Annotated in this window: 15 protein-coding genes, 1 tRNA gene and 1 rRNA gene; 13 read left to right on the forward strand and 4 right to left on the reverse strand. The window is 38.9% G+C overall.

What is annotated here, in order from left to right:
• The first annotated feature begins 129 nt into the window (after window positions 1–129).
• The 6 genes from rrf to rnd all read left to right on the forward strand — a co-directional run bounded on the left by rrf (window position 130) and on the right by rnd (window position 6,711).
• Window positions 130–245: ribosomal RNA gene (gene rrf, locus A3GE_RS0107760) — 5S ribosomal RNA — on the forward strand.
• A gap of 307 nt (window positions 246–552) precedes the next feature.
• On the forward strand, window positions 553–2,466 hold the full coding sequence (yoaA, locus tag A3GE_RS0107765; RefSeq protein WP_018356696.1) for a DNA repair helicase YoaA: 1,914 nt from the start codon (window positions 553–555) through the stop codon (window positions 2,464–2,466).
• A gap of 8 nt (window positions 2,467–2,474) precedes the next feature.
• Window positions 2,475–3,185, forward strand: coding sequence for a tRNA (adenosine(37)-N6)-threonylcarbamoyltransferase complex dimerization subunit type 1 TsaB (gene tsaB, locus A3GE_RS0107770; protein ID WP_018356697.1), 711 nt, complete (start codon window positions 2,475–2,477; stop codon window positions 3,183–3,185).
• A gap of 28 nt (window positions 3,186–3,213) precedes the next feature.
• The gene (locus tag A3GE_RS0107775) at window positions 3,214–3,756 is read left to right on the forward strand and encodes a Slp family lipoprotein (RefSeq protein ID WP_018356698.1); all 543 of its coding nucleotides are present in this window, start codon (window positions 3,214–3,216) and stop codon (window positions 3,754–3,756) included.
• Between the two features lie 46 nt (window positions 3,757–3,802).
• Window positions 3,803–5,491: a long-chain-fatty-acid--CoA ligase FadD gene (gene fadD, locus A3GE_RS0107780; RefSeq protein ID WP_018356699.1), complete on the forward strand. Its 1,689-nt coding sequence runs from the start codon at window positions 3,803–3,805 to the stop codon at window positions 5,489–5,491.
• A gap of 65 nt (window positions 5,492–5,556) precedes the next feature.
• Window positions 5,557–6,711, forward strand: a complete 1,155-nt coding sequence (rnd, locus tag A3GE_RS0107785) for a ribonuclease D (RefSeq protein ID WP_018356700.1) — start codon at window positions 5,557–5,559, stop codon at window positions 6,709–6,711.
• A 64-nt stretch (window positions 6,712–6,775) separates the two neighbouring features.
• Here rnd and pta read toward each other — a convergent pair whose 3' ends face one another.
• Both pta and A3GE_RS0107795 read right to left on the reverse strand, forming a co-directional pair.
• Window positions 6,776–8,914, reverse strand: coding sequence for a phosphate acetyltransferase (gene pta, locus A3GE_RS0107790; RefSeq protein ID WP_018356701.1), 2,139 nt, complete (start codon window positions 8,912–8,914; stop codon window positions 6,776–6,778).
• A 66-nt stretch (window positions 8,915–8,980) separates the two neighbouring features.
• The gene (locus A3GE_RS0107795; protein ID WP_018356702.1) at window positions 8,981–10,186 is read right to left on the reverse strand and encodes an acetate kinase; all 1,206 of its coding nucleotides are present in this window, start codon (window positions 10,184–10,186) and stop codon (window positions 8,981–8,983) included.
• A gap of 220 nt (window positions 10,187–10,406) precedes the next feature.
• Here A3GE_RS0107795 and yfbV point away from each other — a divergent pair, with 220 nt between their 5' ends.
• From yfbV to purF, 3 genes are all read left to right on the forward strand, one after another.
• Window positions 10,407–10,850: a terminus macrodomain insulation protein YfbV gene (yfbV, locus tag A3GE_RS0107800; RefSeq protein ID WP_018356703.1), complete on the forward strand. Its 444-nt coding sequence runs from the start codon at window positions 10,407–10,409 to the stop codon at window positions 10,848–10,850.
• 96 nt (window positions 10,851–10,946) lie between these two features.
• On the forward strand, window positions 10,947–11,438 hold the full coding sequence (locus A3GE_RS0107805; RefSeq protein ID WP_018356704.1) for a CvpA family protein: 492 nt from the start codon (window positions 10,947–10,949) through the stop codon (window positions 11,436–11,438).
• A 10-nt stretch (window positions 11,439–11,448) separates the two neighbouring features.
• Window positions 11,449–12,966 (forward strand): amidophosphoribosyltransferase, encoded by a 1,518-nt coding sequence (purF, locus tag A3GE_RS0107810; RefSeq protein WP_018356705.1) that lies wholly within the window; start codon window positions 11,449–11,451, stop codon window positions 12,964–12,966.
• 52 nt (window positions 12,967–13,018) lie between these two features.
• On the opposite strand, the gene A3GE_RS0107815 is transcribed toward purF, so the two are convergent.
• Complete coding sequence (locus A3GE_RS0107815) at window positions 13,019–14,050, reverse strand: branched-chain amino acid aminotransferase (RefSeq protein WP_018356706.1); 1,032 nt, start codon at window positions 14,048–14,050, stop codon at window positions 13,019–13,021.
• Between the two features lie 466 nt (window positions 14,051–14,516).
• Between A3GE_RS0107815 and A3GE_RS0107820 the strand changes: the two genes are divergently transcribed.
• Together A3GE_RS0107820 and rlmM are read left to right on the forward strand one after the other, a co-directional pair.
• Window positions 14,517–15,410 carry a transcriptional regulator GcvA gene (locus A3GE_RS0107820; protein WP_018356707.1) on the forward strand — a complete coding sequence of 298 codons (894 nt, stop codon included), beginning with the start codon at window positions 14,517–14,519 and terminating at the stop codon, window positions 15,408–15,410.
• Window positions 15,403–16,491 carry a 23S rRNA (cytidine(2498)-2'-O)-methyltransferase RlmM gene (gene rlmM / locus A3GE_RS0107825; protein ID WP_018356708.1) on the forward strand — a complete coding sequence of 363 codons (1,089 nt, stop codon included), beginning with the start codon at window positions 15,403–15,405 and terminating at the stop codon, window positions 16,489–16,491. Before A3GE_RS0107820 ends, rlmM begins: the two co-directional genes overlap by 8 nt.
• A gap of 88 nt (window positions 16,492–16,579) precedes the next feature.
• Here rlmM and A3GE_RS0107835 read toward each other — a convergent pair.
• A tRNA-Met gene (locus A3GE_RS0107835) sits at window positions 16,580–16,656 on the reverse strand.
• Window positions 16,657–16,849: 193 nt separating this feature from the next.
• On the opposite strand from A3GE_RS0107835, the gene mltA reads away from it, so the two are divergent.
• Both mltA and tcdA read left to right on the forward strand, forming a co-directional pair.
• Window positions 16,850–17,971, forward strand: coding sequence for a murein transglycosylase A (gene mltA, locus A3GE_RS0107840; RefSeq protein ID WP_018356709.1), 1,122 nt, complete (start codon window positions 16,850–16,852; stop codon window positions 17,969–17,971).
• Window positions 17,971–18,735, forward strand: a complete 765-nt coding sequence (gene tcdA / locus A3GE_RS0107845) for a tRNA cyclic N6-threonylcarbamoyladenosine(37) synthase TcdA (protein WP_018356710.1) — start codon at window positions 17,971–17,973, stop codon at window positions 18,733–18,735. The genes mltA and tcdA overlap by 1 nt, the downstream gene beginning before the upstream one ends.
• Window positions 18,736–18,861 lie beyond the last annotated feature (126 nt).

An 18,861-nucleotide genomic window follows, 5' to 3' on the forward strand; every position in this document is an offset into this window, starting at 1 on the left:
GAAGCCAAAGTCAAAATGAAGCGAATAAAGACTAAACAGAATTAAGTAAGATAAATAAAGTAATCAGCTTGTGACCGAGAGAACAAAGAACTAAAAGAAAAGACAAATTAGACGTTATTGAAGAATTATCTTGGCGGCGAGAGTGCAGTGGACCCACCTGAATCCATCCCGAACTCAGAAGTGAAACGCTGTAATGCCGATGGTAGTGTGGGGTTTCCCCATGTGAGAGTAGGGCACCGCCAGGTTTTATTATTAAGGAATCCCCTGAATCGAGAGATTTGGGGGATTTTGCTTTTGGGGCTATATGTTATATGTGTGGAGCAGAGGTAAAGAGCTTTATCGTGACATTAAATTGATAAAAAGTGCGGTTGAAAATCAGGAAATTTTTTTATTCTTAATATAAAATTTAAGTAGCACTTTTCCCTTGCTCAAATCAAATCTTCTTTCCTTCTATTTAATTATAGATTTATTTCTACTGTATTTTTATTCATGAGTGAAATTTGTTACACTAATGTCTAATTTAAGCGGTGATATGGTTATATTTTCTTTTTGATGAATAAAGTTACAGAGTTTTTTGCTGAAAGTGGAGCATTAAGCCAGCAAATTAAGGGTTTTTCCCCACGTGCTGAACAGTTAGAAATGGCGCAAGCTATTGAGACGGTTCTTTCTGAGAAAAGTGTATTGGTAGTAGAAGCCGGTACAGGGACAGGAAAAACTTTTGCGTATTTAGCTCCGGCATTACTTTCCGGTAAGAAGACTATTATTTCTACAGGCTCTAAAAATCTCCAAGATCAATTATTTAATCGTGATTTACCTGCAATAAAAAAAGCGTTGAATTATACAGGGAAAACAGCTTTACTTAAAGGTCGAGCTAATTATTTATGTCTAGAGCGTTTAGAACGTTTAATTACACAAGGCGTATTAGGGGACAAATCGGTATTAAAAGATTTAGTTAAAGTCCGTCAGTGGAGCATTTCAAGTAAAACAGGGGATTTGACCGAGTGTACCGATCTTGCAGAAGATAGCCCTATTTTATCCCAATTAACCAGTACGGCTGAAAATTGCCTTGGATCAGATTGTCCGAATTATACTGACTGTTACGTCGCATTAGCACGAAAAAAAGCGCTTAATGCTGACATTGTGGTAATCAATCACCATCTGTTTTTTGCAGATATGGCAGTGAAAGAAAATGGTTTTGGTGAGTTGATCCCGCAAGCGGAAAATATTATTTTTGATGAGGCTCATCAGTTACCTGATATTGCCAGTCAATATTTTGGGCAAGCGGTAAGTTCCCGACAATTTTTTGATCTTTGTAAAGATATTAATATTGTGTACCACACGGAATTAAAAGATCTAAAGCAACTAAGCAGTGTAGCGGATACTTTACAAAAAACAGTACAAGATTTTCGTTTATTATTAGGGGAAGGAAATCTACGTGGTAATTGGCGTGAAATATTAAGACAAAGTGCGGTTGAAAAATCATTTAAAATTCTTGTTGAAAAATTAGCTTTTTTATCCGAAGTGATTAAATTAGCTTTAGGGCGTTCACAAGCTCTGGATAATATTTTTGAACGGGTTGAAAATCTGAAGAACTATTTACAGCGTTTACTTGAAACGGATCGTGTCGGCTATTGTTACTGGTATGAAACCTTTGCACGTCAATTTGCTTTACATATTACACCTTTAACTGTTGCGGATAAATTTGGTGAACAGCTGAAAACGAAGCAAGCCGCATGGATTTTTACTTCTGCTACTTTAGAAGTTGATGGGAAATTTGATCATTTTTATCATCGCTTAGGCATTGAAAATGCACGCCAACTTATTTTAAAAAGCCCGTTTAATTATACTGAACAAGCATTATTGTGCGTGCCTCGCTATTTGCCAAATACAAACCAAACCAATACACAAACAGAGTTGGGGAAAATGTTATTACCTGTTATTGAAGCCAATCAAGGGCGGTGTTTTGTGCTTTGTACTTCCTATGAAATGATGCGTAATTTAGCGGGATATTTTCGTTCAAATAGTCAACTATCAGTACTATTACAAGGTGAAATGCCAAAAACAACGTTATTGTCAGAATTTACCGCTGGTAAAAATACAGTTTTAGTTGCAACATCAAGTTTTTGGGAAGGAATTGATGTGCGTGGCGAGGCACTTTCTTTGGTTATTATTGATAAGCTTCCTTTTGTGTCACCTGATGAGCCTTTGCTTAAGGCGCGTATTGATGATTGCCGTTTACAAGGTGGAAACCCGTTCAATGATATTCAAATTCCTGAGGCCGTGATTATGCTAAAGCAAGGGGTAGGACGTTTAATCCGTGATGTTACGGATCGTGGGGCTGTCATTATTTGTGATAATCGCCTTGTTATGCGTAACTATGGTGAAACATTTTTAAAAAGTTTACCAAGTTTAAGGCGTACCCGTAATCTCAACAAAGTGATACAATTTTTACAAAAGAATAATTGAGAAAAATAATGACAAATTTAACTTTATTAGCATTAGATACCTCTACTGAAGCCTGTTCTGTCGCATTGTTAAACAAGGGTGAAAAAACATATTTAAATGAATTGGCTCAACGCACTCATACAAAACGTATTCTGCCAATGATAGATGAAATTTTGGCAAACTCAGGAATTCGATTAAATCAAGTTGATGCTCTTGCCTTTGGTCGTGGACCCGGTAGTTTTACAGGAGTAAGGGTAGGTGCTGGGATTGCACAAGGATTGGCTTTTGGGGCGGATCTGCCGGTTATTCCCATTTCGAATTTAACAGCAATGGCACAGGCGGCATTTGAATTACATCAAAGAGAAAATGTTGCTGCGGCCATTGATGCAAGAATGAATGAAGTTTATTTTTCTCAACTAAAACGAGAAAAAGTGCGGTCAGATTTCGGTGAATTTTTTCAATGGCGTGAAGTGATTACAGAGCAAGTTTGTCCGCCCGAGCAGGTTATTGCTCAGTTTACAGATGAGAGTGCTTTCCGAGTTGGAACAGGTTGGAATGCCTATTTGCAGTTTTCTGAAAAACGTTTCACCGGTACGGATATTGAACTACCCAACGCTCTGTATATGCTGGAATTAGCTCGAGTGAATTGGTTACAAAAAGAAGTCATTTCAGCATTAGATATTGAACCTATTTATTTGCGTAATGAGGTCACTTGGAAAAAATTGCCCGGGCGTGAGTAATTTTCTTATAGATCGGTAGGAGGAGCTTATGAGAGTAAAAACAATACTATTTTTAACCGCACTTTCTTTCTTATTAACAGGCTGTATTACATCGCCAAAAGGCTTAGATAAAAATCGATTCTCAATTACCGATTATCGTGATATTTCACCGCAGGATCTGAATTGTCACTGTAAAACTATACGTTTAGGCGGAAAAATTATTCAATCGGAAATTTTGCCGAATAAAACGAAAATTGAGGTATTGAGTTTGCCAATTTCTAATTATTCGGGTAAACCTATTGTGGAGTCACAATCCCAAGGGCGTTTTATTGCGTATTTTAACGGTTTTATTGATCCTGAAAATCTGAAAGATCGTTATATTACGTTAGGTGGAATTTTATCCGGAAAAGAAGAAGGCAAAATTGAACAAGCTAATTACTCTTATCCACTGATTCAAATTGAAAATTATCGCCTTTGGACATTGAGTAAGCATTACTATTACCCACCAAATAATTGGGATGATTGGGGATTTTGGAGTTGGCATCATCGAGCGTGGCATAACGAGCCGGAAATTCGCTATTATTTAAATTAAATGATAGAATCCGCCGTTGATTTTCCAACTATAAGGTTAATAATAAATGGAAAAAATTTGGTTTCAAAATTATCCGGAAGGTGCTGAAAAATATCTGGATACCTCAAAATATGAATCAATTTTAGATATATTTAATAAAGCAATTCGCGAACATCCTGATCGACCTGCATATATCAATATGGGACAGGTTCTCACTTTTCGTAAATTAGAAGAACGCAGTCGGGCTTTTGCGGCTTATTTACAAAATGAGTTTAAATTAAAACGCGGTGACCGTGTTGCCTTGATGATGCCGAATTTATTGCAATATCCTATCGCACTTTTCGGTATTTTACGGGCAGGTTTGATTGTGGTGAATGTCAATCCGCTTTATACCCCGCGAGAACTTGAACATCAATTACAAGATAGCGGAGCGGTGGCAATTGTGGTTGTTTCAAATTTTGCCTCAACACTTGAGAAAGTTGTTTTTAATACGGATGTAAAACACGTTATTTTAACCCGAATGGGCGATCAGCTTTCTTTTGGTAAGCGTACATTGGTTAATTTTGTGGTGAAATACATCAAAAAATTAGTGCCAAAATATAAATTACCAGATGCCGTAACTTTTCGTGAAGTATTAAGTATTGGAAAATATCGTCAATATATTCAACCGGAAGTGTCACGTGATGATCTCGCTTTTCTGCAATATACGGGGGGGACAACCGGTGTAGCGAAAGGGGCGATGCTTTCCCATGGAAATATCATTACCAATGTTTTCCAAGCAAAATGGATCGCAGAACCTTTTATCGGTGATTATGCCCGTGCCCGTTCAGCTATTCTTGCACTACCTCTTTACCATGTTTTTGCTTTAACAGTGAACTGCTTGCTTTTCCTTGAACTTGGTGTCACCGCTATCTTAATTACAAACCCACGTGATATTGATGGTTTTGTCAAAGAATTAAAAAAATATCGCTTTGAAGCCATTACTGGAGTAAATACGCTATTTAATGCACTGTTAAATAATGAAAATTTCAAAGAAGTTGATTTTTCGGCATTAAAACTTTCTGTCGGTGGCGGTATGGCTATTCAACAATCTGTCGCGACACGTTGGCACGATTTAACCGGCTGTAACCTTATTGAAGGTTATGGTATGACGGAATGTTCGCCACTTATTGCTGCTTGCCCGGTAAATGTTGTGAAACACAATGGAACGATTGGTGTGCCTGTACCAAATACAGATATTAAAATTATCAAAGATGATGGTTCAGAGGCGGAAATCGGTGAAGCAGGAGAATTGTGGGTAAAAGGCGAGCAAGTTATGCAAGGTTACTGGCAACGCCCTGAGGCAACAAATGAAGTATTGAAAGACGGCTGGATGGCAACCGGCGATATTGTGATTATGGATGAGAGTTACAGTTTACGTATTGTAGATCGTAAAAAAGATATGATTTTGGTCTCAGGTTTTAATGTTTATCCGAATGAAATTGAAGACGTTGTAATGCTCAATTATAAGGTTGCGGAAGCCGTGGCAATTGGCGTACCGAACGAAGTTTCAGGAGAAACCATTAAAATTTTTGTTGTGAAAAAAGATGAAAGCCTTACCCGTGATGAACTTCGTCAGCATTGCCGTCAACATTTGACCGGCTATAAAGTGCCGAAAGAAATTGAGTTTCGAGACGAATTACCTAAAACAAATGTTGGAAAAATATTGCGTCGTATATTACGAGATGAAGAAATTGCCAATCGACCAACACATTAAGTTTCATTATTTAATAATGGGATAGCAATATCCCATTTTGTTTTTTTAATCTAAGAGATAATGTCATGATAAAAGAATGCCAAGAACCATTGCATTTTTCATTGATCACAACAAATCAAGGACTGTGTGAAATTTGCCAATTGGCACGTCAAAAAAGTGCGGTCGCTTTGGACACTGAATTTGTGCGCGTATCGACTTATTTTCCAAAACTAGGTCTCATTCAACTTTATGATGGTGAGCGGGTTTCTCTAATTGATCCTTTAAGCATTAGCGATTTTTCGCCTTTTATTGAATTATTGTCTGATCCCAATGTGCTTAAAGTTCTTCATTCTTGTAGCGAAGATTTACTTGTTTTTTTGCAGGAATTTGATCAATTACCCCAGCCAATGATTGATACGCAAATAATGGCACGTTTTCTTGGATTAGGAAATTCAGTAGGATTAGCGAAATTAGCATTAAATTATTTGAATACTAAGGTGGATAAAGGTGCGACGAGAACAAATTGGATTAAGCGCCCTTTATCGGAAACACAATTACATTATGCTGCAGGTGACGTGTGGTATTTATTACCAATTTACGATTGTTTACAAAAAGAATTAATGGCAACCCCTTGGCAAAATGCTGTACAAGCTGACTGTGAACTTGCCTTATCAAAAACAAAGAAATTACAAGCGCGTGATGCGGAAACTGCCTATTTGGATATTCCAAATTCATGGAAGCTTAATCCATTGGAGCTTGCTCGATTAAAAATTTTGGCTCAATGGCGACAAGAAGTAGCGATAGAACGTGATTTGGCTCTTTCTTATGTCGTTAAGTCAGAAAATTTATGGAAAGTGGCAAAATACAATCCGCGTAATACCTCGGAAATGCTTGAAATGGGGCTTTCCAATAATGAGGTCAGAGTACGTGGTAAGAAAATTTTGCAACTCTTAGCGAAAGCACGCCGAGTATCGCCCTATGATTATCCGAAACGTATCCTTCGCATCGCTGATGATCCCCGTTATAAAAAGGCAATTCGCCTCTTACAAGAAAAAACTTATGAGCTAACGCCACAAGGTCTAACGCTAGAAATTTTAGCAAGTAAGCGAAGTTTGGAGGAATTAATCAAATGGGTTTGGCGACACAATGAATCGCCGGATAAATTACCCGATTTATTAGTTGGTTGGCGTAGAGAAATAGGATTACAGCTTTTGGCTTTGTTGAAATCTATTGAGGCTTAAAAATCATAAAAAAATGACCGCACTTTGTTAATCAAAGTGCGGTCATTATCATTGCTGTTTCAGATTAGCTCTGTGTTGCTTGAATTGCAGTTAATGCAATGGTGTACACAATATCATCCACTAATGCACCACGAGAGAGGTCATTAACCGGTTTACGCATACCTTGCAACATTGGACCGATAGATACCAAATCAGCAGAACGTTGTACTGCTTTATAGGTGGTATTACCTGTGTTCAAGTCAGGGAAAACAAAAACAGTCGCTTTACCGGCAACCGGCGAATCCGGAGCTTTGGAGCGTGCCACATCTTCCATGACTGCCGCATCATATTGTAACGGGCCGTCAATTAATAAATCAGGGCGTTTTTCTTTTGCGATACGGGTAGCTTCCTTCACTTTTTCTACGTCAGCACCACTGCCTGATGTACCGGTAGAATAAGAAATCATGGCAACTTTCGGATCGATACCAAAGGCTTTTGCCGAATCTGCTGATTGAATCGCAATTTCCGCTAATTGTTCTGCATTCGGATCCGGATTTACGGCACAGTCACCATAGACTAATACTTGATCCGGTAATAGCATAAAGAAGATAGAAGAGACAATTGAACTGCCCGGTGCGGTTTTAATGATTTGCATTGGCGGGCGAATAGTATTCGCAGTGGTGTGAACAGCACCGGAGACTAAACCGTCCACTTCGTTTGCTTCTAGCATCATTGTACCCAGTACCACAGTGTCTTCTAATTGTTCGCGAGCAGCTGTTTCGGTCATTCCTTTCGCTTTGCGAAGTTCAACCAAGCGATCCACATAATTTTCACGCACATCAGCCGGATTGATAATAGTAATACCTTTACCTAATTCAACACCTTGTGCTTCAGCAACACGTTGAACGGAGGCAGGATCTGCTAATAATACACATTCTGCAATACCACGTTCTGCACAAAGTGCGGCAGCTTTAATGGTACGAGGTTCGTCACCTTCCGGAAGGACAATGCGTTTTTTCGCTGCTCGAGCCAATTCGGTTAACTGGAAACGGAATGCAGGAGGAGATAAGCGGCGTAAACGTGTTGAACCTGCTACTAGGCTGTTGATAAATTCCGCGTTGAATTGTTCGCTCATATAACTTTTAATATTTTCAATACGCTCTTTATCGTCAACCGGCACTTCAAGATTAAAACTTTGTAGGCTTAATGCAGTTTGCCATGTATTGCCTTCAATACGGAAGATTGGTAGCTGAGTTGATTCAAATACATGTTGGCAAAGTTTGTTAATTTGAGCATCAATTTTGTATCCGCCGGTTAGTAGCATACCGCCAATTTCTACGCCATTTGAAGCAGCAAGTGCCGCAGCAACGATCACATCAGGACGATCTGCCGAAACTACTAATAGGCTACCTGCGCGGAAATGTTCAAGCATATTTGGCAGGCTTCGTGCACAGAATGTGATGCCACGAATACGACGGTTAATATTACCCTCATTAATAATTGCAGCACCTAAGTGTTTCACTAGATCAACCGCACGGGTTGCAATTAACTCGGCTGACCATGGTATGCAAGCTAAAAGCTTAATTGCACTATTTGAGAATAATTTAGCTAATTCGGCTTCACTGTTACGGCTATGCTGGAAAGAATCGAAAATTTCTGTTAAATCTGGGCGGGTACGACCGGATTCATCAATTGGTGCATTAAATTTATTAACGACAACACCCAATAAATTAGGATTATTTTTTCCACCGAATAATGAGGCTGCGGCTTCTACACGCTCTTTTAATTCTGCTGGGGTTTCTGTTGCCGGAGCAGCAACTAAAATAATTTCTGCATCTAATGCTTGTGCAATTTCGTAGTTAATACTATTTGCGTAAGTGTGTTTACGGGTTGGGATTAAACCTTCAACAACGATGATTTCATTATTTTTAGAAAGTTGTTGATGGTTTTCAACGATTTTTTCTAGTAGCACATCGGACTGATTTTGACCAATTAATGATTCTGCTACACTTAACATAAAGGGTTCGACGGTTTCTAAAGTCGTATTGGTACGAACGATAGAGGTTGTGCGATCTAATTGATCTTCACCGGAGTTTGGTTGAGAAATAGGTTTCATAAAACCTACTTTCGCCCCTTTTTGTTCAAGAGATTGAATGAGACCAAGACTTACGCTGGTTAGACCTACACCGGTACTAATAGGAACAAGGATAATTGTACGGGACATAATAAACCTTAACAAATTGAGTTATAAAGAAAAACTGCCGAATTTTCTCGGCAGTTTGTAGTTAACTTAAAAACTAAGTTTTGCAGTGTCTTGAGCAATCACTAATTCTTCGTTAGTTGGAAGAACGATAGCTTTAAATTTAGAGTCATCAGAAGTGATCACCCCTTCGTTACCAAAACGGGCAGCAAGGTTGCGCTCATCATCAATTTTGATACCGAATAATTTTAAGTGATTTAATGTTAATTTACGTACTTGGGCAGAGTTCTCACCAATACCACCGGTGAATGCAATGGCATCTAAGTGATCATCACCTAATATTGCCATATAGGCGCCGATATATTTTGCTAAACGATAGCTATAAACATCTAATGCACGTTTGGCTTCAGGTTTGGACTGATCTTCGTAGTTATCTTCTGAATAACGGCAGTCGCTGGTTACTCCGGTTAAACCTAAAAGACCTGATTTTTTCACTAAGGTCTCTTCAATTTGATCCATAGACATACCTAAATTCTTGTAAAGGTAGAAGATAATTGCTGGGTCAATATCACCGCAACGGGTTCCCATCACTAAACCTTCTAATGGTGTTAATCCCATAGAGGTATCAACAGATTGACCGTGGCGAACAACCGACACCGAGCCGCCGTTACCTAAGTGGCAGATAATCGTATTTACTTGCTCGACAGGTTTTCCTACACGTTTTGCTACTTCACGAGAAATAAAGAAATGGCTGGTGCCGTGTGCGCCATAGCGACGAATGCCGTTATCTTCATATAAAGAGTATGGTAATGCGTATAGATATGCTTCTTCCGGCATTGTTTGATGGAACGCTGTATCAAATACCGCAACGTTTTTATCTTTTAGATGTGGGAACGCTTTAAATGCTTCACGAATACCAATTAAGTGTGCCGGATTATGAAGTGGTGCGAATTGTGCTGCGTCCTCAATGTTTTTAATGACATCATCATTGATTAAAACAGATCGGGTATATTTTTCACCACCGTGTACGATACGATGACCAATCGCAGCGATAGAGTTTTTAAGCTCATCGGTCATAATGTTTGATGCGATAAAATCAAGCGCTTCGGTATGTGCTGCACCAGCACCTAAATCTGCGTTACCCTTTTCACCGTTAAGTTTCCATTTAATGCGAGATTCAGGAAGGAAAAAAGCTTCGGCTAAACCAGATAATTTTTCTTCTCCTGTAGCAGGATCAAGAATTGCAAATTTTAACGAAGAACTACCACAGTTAAGGATAAGAACAAGTTTTGACATAGGAACCCTATAATTTGGTTAAAGTTAATAAAAATCCAATCGAAAAGATCGGACTGTAAAGTCGTACATAGGATACACCTTTTATGCAATAAAATAAATTCATCAAGAAAGAAAAATCTGACTTCATTTAGAGAAAAATGAAATTTGCATCAATTTGATAAGATAGAAATAAGAAGTGATCTGGAGTATCATAAGTGCGGTTATTTTTAAGGGTGTTTTTATGTCGTTTTTTTCTATTTTTAAGCAAGGACAAATTTATCTTAATACTTGGCCGCAAGAAGCTAAATTAGGAATAATTTTTCCTGAACAGCGAGTTATAAAAAGCACGCGTTTTGCACAAAATGCGATGCCGTTAATCGCAGTATTTGCTGTTGTGTGGCAACAGCTTTATGCCAAGCACGATATTATGGCATTTTCTGCAGCGATTCTAACCGCACTTTTTGCCCTACTTATTCCGTTACAAGGACTATACTGGCTGGGGAAACGTGCGATGTCACCTTTGGAAGCGCAAAGCGCAACGTGGTTTTACGATATTTGTGAGCGTTTGAGGAATATACAAGAACCCTTGCCGCTTTTACAAGGTAAACCCACATATCAACATTTAGCCGAAGTTTTAAGGAAAGCGGAGCAACGATTAGAGCGTACTTTTTGGAAAGAAATTTAGTTAAATTTATATGACGCAAACGTTTTCTTTTTTACTTTATTTTTTGTAGAATACGCAGGCTGCTTTGTGCAGCTCTTTTTATTGAGAGATTTTTTAATGATCGATTACATTATTATTGGCATCATCGCTTTTTCTATTCTTGTCAGTTTACTTCGTGGATTTGTGCGTGAAGTATTATCACTTGCCAGTTGGGTTGTCGCATTTATTGTGGCAAGTCAGTTTTATCCTTACCTTGCAACCTATTTAACACAAATTGAATCTATGTACGTGCGAAATGGCACTGCAATCGGTATTTTATTTGTACTGACATTAATTGTCGGTGGTATCGTTAATTTTGTGATTGCACAGTTAGTTGATAAAACCGGATTAAGCGGGACTGATCGTGTATTAGGAGCAGCATTTGGTTTATTACGTGGTGCATTAATTGTCGCGGCGATCTTATTCTTCTTGGATACCTTCACGAATTTTGAACAAACCGATTGGTGGAAAGAATCAACATTAATTCCACACTTTGGGTTTATTATTGAATGGTTTTTCCAACAGCTTCAAGCAAGCTCCAGTTTCTTAAATTCAACATTTAATCAATAAGGGTTATGAAATGTGTGGTATCGTCGGTATTGTGAGTCAAAGTCCGGTTAATGAGTCTATTTATGCAGCATTAACGTTGTTGCAACATCGCGGACAAGATGCTGCGGGGATCGTCACAATAGACGATGAAAATCGATTCCGTTTGCGTAAAGCAAATGGGTTAGTCAGTGATATTTTTAGACATGAACATATGTTGCGGTTGCAAGGTAATGCTGGTATGGGACACGTGCGTTATCCCACCGCTGGGAGTTCAAGTGTCTCGGAAGCGCAACCTTTCTATGTGAATTCACCCTATGGGGTAACATTGGTTCATAATGGTAACTTAACCAATTCGGCAGAATTGAAGGAAAAAGTGTTTAAAACCGCTCGTCGTCATGTAAATACCAATTCTGATTCTGAATTACTTTTAAATATTTTTGCTAATCATCTTGATAATATTCCGCAAGATCACTTGGATCCACAGGATATTTTTTATGCGGTGAGCAAAACCCACAAAGATGTGCGTGGCGCTTATGCTTGTCTTGCAATGATTATCGGACATGGTATGGTCGTGTTTCGTGATCCCTTTGGCATTCGCCCTCTTGTGTTGGGGCAGCGTGAAGAAAATGGCAAAACAGAGTATATGTTTGCTTCGGAAACAGTCGCTTTGGATGTAGCAGGGTATGATTTTGTTCGTGATGTTGCACCGGGTGAAGCAATTTATGTTACTTTTGATGGTGAACTTTACGCACAACAATGTGCTGAAAGTGCGGTCTTAAATCCGTGCGTTTTTGAATATGTCTATTTTGCTCGTCCTGATTCTATTATGGATGGAGTTTCTGTCTATGCTGCACGCGTTCATATGGGGGAACGTTTAGGCCAAAAAATTGCGCAGGAATGGAAAGATGAATTAGACAATATTGATGTTGTTATTCCCGTGCCGGAAACCTCAACGGATATTGCGTTACAAATTTCTAACGTGCTGAATAAGCCTTATCGCCAAGGTTTTGTGAAAAACCGCTATGTGGGTCGTACCTTTATTATGCCGGGGCAAGCGCAGCGTATTAGTTCTGTTCGCCGTAAACTCAATACGATCAAAGCGGAGTTTAAAGATAAAAATGTGCTATTGGTAGATGATTCTATCGTCCGTGGCACTACATCAGAGCAGATTGTCGAAATGGCTCGGGCTGCTGGTGCGAAGAAAATTTATTTTGCCTCAGCCGCACCGGAAATTCGTTATCCGAACGTGTATGGCATTGATATGCCAACGAAAGATGAACTTATTGCGAATGGTCGTAGCGTAGATGAAATTGCGAAATTAATTGGCGTTGATAAATTGATTTTCCAAGATCTTAATGCCTTAACCGAATCTGTTCAGCAAGAAAATCCGATGATTAAAGGATTTGATTGCTCTGTTTTCACCGGCGAATATATCACAGGGGATATTACACCTGAATATTTGGATAGCATCGCCTCACAACGTAATGATTCTGCAAAGAAAAAGCGTGAAAAAGACGCGACAAATTTAGAAATTCATAATGAGAGATAAAAAATAAAAAAGTGCGGTGAAAATACACCGCACTTTTTTTGTTCAATTCTTATTATTCAACTTTCACAATCCAGCCTTCCGGTGCTTCAATATCACCGAATTGAATACCGGTGAGCTCATTGTAAAGTTTACGGGTAATAGGCCCCACTTCGGTTTCGGAATAGAATACGTGGAATTTGTCTTTATGTTGAATACCGCCAACCGGTGAAATGACCGCCGCTGTACCACAAGCACCGGCTTCGACAAATTGATCAAGCTGATCGATATACACATCTCCTTCAATGGCTTCCATACCCAAACGTTCTTTCGCAATATAGAGCAAAGAGTATTTTGTGATACTCGGTAGGATGGATTCTGATATTGGCGTGATAAATTTATTGTCTTTGGTTATCCCGAAGAAATTTGCTGCCCCCACTTCTTCAATTTTAGTGTGGGTTTTCGGATCAAGGTAAATCGCATCGGCAAATTTGCGTTCCGCAGTTCCCTGTTCTGCCGCTAATTCATGGGGGAGCAAGCTGGCGGCATAGTTGCCTCCGACTTTCACTCCACCGGTTCCCATTGGGGCAGCACGATCGTACTCGGTTGTGATGAAATTAGATGGCGTTAATCCGCCTTTAAAATAAGCACCCACCGGACAGCAGAATACGGAGAAAATAAATTCCGGTGCCGCTTTTACGCCAATGTTTTCTCCTACGCCAATGAGGAATGGACGCAAATATAAGGTTGCACCGGAACCATAAGGAGCAAGCCATTCTTCATTTGCTTTGACAACTTCTTTACAGGCACGAACAAATAATTCCGTAGGAACTTGTGGCATTAAGAGACGGTTTGCCGTGCGTTGCATACGTTTTGCATTTTCTTGTGGACGGAATAAGTTAATCGAACCATCTTTACAGCGGTAGGCTTTCAATCCTTCAAAACATTGTTGACCATAGTGAAGTGCGGTTGAACCTTCGTGAATATGCAAGGTATTGTCAGTGGTGAGTTTGCCTTCATCCCATTTACCATTTTTCCAATGAGCAATAAAACGGTAGTCGGTTTTAATATAATTGAAACCAAGATTATTCCAGTCTAAGTTTTTCATTTTGCTTTCCTTAATATGATGCTGTTAGTGAACCGCTATTAATCTACATCATTATTTTGAGTATTTAAACCTTAAAACCTTAATTTTTTGTGATTTTTCAAAATTTAGTTAGTTATTTTAAACATAATCAAGTAAAACAAGAAAAGAGAGTTGTGGTATAATTCTGAGACGAAAAAAACGCCACTCAAAAAGGGTGGCGTTTAACCAAAAGGTTCAAATTATAGGAAGTAAATGAGTAACTTATTGTTACCCAAGTTCAGTTACCTGAACTATATGCAAACACAACATCATACTTAAGTCCGAAACTCATTAACTCGTAAAGAATTACCAACTACTAAGTATACGTGTATTGTAAGAATTGAAAATAAGAAGAACAAATGACGTTTTTTTATTTGAAAGATTAAAAAAATTAATCTGAGTTGAAACTGTCTAAGTATAGACGAAAAAATTATATTTTGGAAGAACTATGTATAAACGTTTGCCTCCCTTGAATTCATTGAAGTCTTTTGAATCTGCATCACGACACTTAAGTTTTACAAAGGCGGCCGATGAGCTCTTTGTTACTCAAGCTGCTGTTAGCCATCAAATCAAATTATTAGAAGATTTTTTAGGTATTGAGCTATTTAAACGTAAAAATCGAGCTTTAGAATTAACCGAATTTGGTAAGACCTATTTTGTCGATATTAATAAAATTTTACGTAAACTTAATGAAGCGACAGAGCGATTATTGACGCTAAAAGATGATCTTCACTTAAGCATTAGTGTACCTCAAACTTTTGGTATTCAATGGCTTGTACCACATTTAAGTGACTTTAATCGGCTTCATCCTGAAATTGAAGTTCGTTTAAAAGGCGTGGATCAAGATGAAGGCTTATTAAATAAAGAAATCGATCTTGCCATTTATTACGGAAAGGGAGATTGGCAGAATTTACAAGTTGATTGTCTAGGCAAAGAAAACTTATTGATTTTAGCCTCACCGGAGCTGCTTGCCCAAAAACCGATTCGTGATAAACAAGATTTAAAACATCATACGCTACTCCATACGCATACGCGTGATAACTGGAGAATTATGGCAGATTATTTAAAACTTGAAGATTTGAATATCCAGCAAGGTCCTTTATTTAGCCATACATTTATGGCATTGCAGGCGGCAAGCCATGGACAGGGTATTGTGTTGGCTAATCGTTTGATCTCGTTGCAGGAAATTGAGCAAGGTTCACTTCAAGTAGTATTACCGACAAATTTACCCGATCCTAAATCTTTTTATGTGGTGAATCATCTTGATCGCCTTGATGATGAGCAAATTCAAGCCTTTCGCCATTGGATTATTAATACAATAAAAAAAGAAGAATATGAATAAATTAGCATTATATTGCCGTCCGGGCTTTGAAAAAGAAGTGGCAGCAGAAATTACGGATCATGCTGCAAGCCTAGGCATATTTGGTTTTGCCCGGGTTCAAGAACATTCGGGTTATGTGATTTTTGAATGTTATGAATCCAATGAAGCAGATCGTTTAGCACGTGAAGTGCCCTTTAATCAGCTAATTTTTGCCCGCCAGATGTTGGTGGTATCAAATTTATTGGAAAATCTTGATCCTGCCGATCGTATTAGCCCGATTCTCTCGGCATTTGAGAAATTGTCAGAGCAAATCAATTTTAAGCAATCAACCACACTCTTTGTGGAAATGGCGGATACGAATGAATCCAAAGCGCTTTCAACTTTTTGTCGAAAGTTTACCGTGCCATTACGTCAGGCATTGAAAAAGAAAGGTTGCTTAATGGCTAACACGCCTCAAAAGTGCGGTCTGTTTTTACATTGTTTTTTCGTGAAACCGAATTATTGTTATGTGGGTTATTCCTATATCAATAACCATTCAGAACACTTTATGGGGATTTCTCGTTTGAAGTTTCCCTCTGAAGCACCAAGTCGTTCTACCTTAAAATTGGAAGAGGCGATTTTAACATTTATTCCTAAAAAGGAAGAAAAAAAGCGGCTCAATGAAAGTATGACAGGTGTCGATCTTGGTGCTTGTCCGGGTGGTTGGACATATCAATTAGTCAAACGTGGCTTATTTGTTTATGCCGTCGATCATGGAAAAATGGCTGATAGTCTGCATGAAACCGGTCGAATCGAACATTGTGCTGAAGACGGTTTTAAGTTTCAGCCACCAAAACGTAAAAAGGTTGATTGGCTGGTGTGTGATATGGTAGAACAGCCAAGCCGCATTACCAATCTGATTGGCAAATGGTTGGTGAACGGTTGGTGTCGTGAAACGATTTTTAATTTAAAGTTACCAATGAAAAAACGTTATCAAGAAGTGATGCAGTGCTTGGAAAATCTCACTGATATGCTGAATAAACAAAATTTGACCTTTGAGATTCAGGCAAAACATCTTTTCCACGATAGAGAGGAAATTACTGTTCATATTGCTATTAAATGAGAAAAAGCATTTTTCCCCACTGAGGAAAAATGCTTTTTACCGATGAGACATATGAAAAAAGCACCGATAAAATCGATGCTTTAAAAACTGGTTGCGGGGGCCGGATTTGAACCGACGGCCTTCGGGTTATGAGCCCGACGAGCTACCAAGCTGCTCCACCCCGCGTCTGATGGGGCGTACTATACTGCATTCAAGAAATTTTGCAAGTATTAAACAAAAGTTTATGTCGCGTTTGTTAATAAAATAACCAAAACGAATATAAATTAAACGCTATTGAGGAAATAGTGCTAGTGGTTTCAGACAATTTTTGATAGCGTATGCAGCCTCATAAAATTCATTTTTTGTTTAGGAATAAGATATGAAATTTTGTAAAAATCTCGGTATAAAAGTTTTTTCTCTTTTCGCAATCACATCAATTTTGGTAGCCTGTGGTGGTTCATCACACAAATCATCAAATAACGGTTCGCCTATTCTCACACCAACAGGCGATGATCCTCAAAAATTTGGTGCAAAATACAATGGACGTCCCTATCAACAAAGTATTTTATCGCCGGTTGCTCGTGTGGAAAATCAAAGTGCGGTCATTAATCAAGGTGATTTTTTAACTCAACTTTCTAATATTAAAGCTTACTCCGACAGACTATCCGAGCGTTTTTATGGCCACTATCAAAAAATTACGAATTGGGTGCTTGCCGGTGCGGATGTGCGTGAATTGTCGCAATACGGTATTTCTTCACAAATTATGAAAGGCTTTGATGGTTATCAAAATGTATTGATGACGGGCTATTACTCTCCGGTAATTCATGCCCGCCGTACACCACAAGGGAAATTTCAACACCCAATTTATGCCATGCCAACCTATAAACGTTTGTCTCGTGCGCAAATCTATGCAGGGGCATTGGAAGGGAAAGGTTTAGAATTGGCTTATAGTGATTCTATGATTGATAACTTCTTGTTAGGTGTACAGGGAAGTGGTTATGTTGATTTTGGCAACGGCAATTTGAATTATTTTGCCTATGCCGGACAAAATGGTTTTAAATATCAAGCAGTAGGGCGTTTGTTGGTGGAAGATGGGGAAATTCCAAAAGAGAAAATGTCAATTCAAGCCATTCGTGATTGGGGAAAAGCGAATCCTTCACGAGTGCAAGGCTTATTAGAGCGCAACCCATCCTATGTATTCTTTAAAAATGATCCAAGTGGAAAAGTAAAAGGTTCCGCAGGAGTACCTCTTGTACCAATGGCGGCGGTGGCTTCCGATCGTAATGTGATCCCATCGGGTTCCGTTTTATTGGTCGAAGTGCCGGATATTGATAATGACGGTAATTGGAGAGGTTCGCATAAATTACATTTAATGGTGGCATTAGATGTGGGTGGCGCGGTAAACGGACACCATTTTGATTTATACCGTGGAATCGGCGAGCAAGCAGGGCATATTGCCGGACTTTCAAAACATTATGGTCGTGTTTGGGTATTGCAATAATGGCACGTACGGATAACTACGAACAGCGATTTGGTGGTATCGGACGACTTTATACGCCCGAGGGCTTAGCCCGTCTTCGACAAGCGCATATTTGTGTGATCGGTATTGGTGGAGTCGGCTCATGGGTGGTGGAGGCGTTAGCCCGTTCCGGTATTGGGCAGATCACCCTGATTGATATGGACGATATTTGTGTGACCAATATCAACCGCCAACTTCCTGCATTGAGTGGTAATATCGGTAAGCTCAAAACAGAAGTGATGGCAGAACGGGTAAAACTGATTAACCCAGAGTGTATCGTCAATATTATTGATGATTTTATTTCGCCTGATAATCAGGCAGATTATCTCAATCGTGGTTATGACTATGTGATTGATGCCATTGATAATGTTAAAACCAAAGCGGCAATGATTGCCTATTGCAAACGCAATAAAATTAAAATTATCACTGTGGGGGGAGCAGGCGGACAAACCGATCCCACACAAATTCAAATTGCCGATTTAAGCAAAACCATTCAGGATCCCTTGCTAGCAAAAGTGCGGTCGGTTTTACGCAAGGATTTTAATTTTACTCAAAATCCGCAACGCAAGTTTGGCATAGACGCAGTATTTTCTACTCAGCCGTTGATCTTCCCTAAAATGGGTGAAGGGTGCACCGTCTCCGCTACCATGAACTGTGCCAACGGATTTGGGGCTGCCACAATGATTACTGCAACCTTTGGTTTTTTTGCGGTCTCAAGAGTCATTGATAAATTGTTGAGAAAATAAAATATCAATCTTTCATCTAGGGCAACGTAGGTTGCCTTTTTGTTACAGAAAATTCCATTTATTTTTCCAATGAAAAAATCTCATTAAGTATCCATATAAAATTATTGCAATTTATTTTAAACAGTG

Origin of the sequence: Rodentibacter pneumotropicus DSM 21403 (genome assembly GCF_000379905.1) — a bacterium.
GTDB lineage: Bacteria > Pseudomonadota > Gammaproteobacteria > Enterobacterales > Pasteurellaceae > Rodentibacter > Rodentibacter pneumotropicus.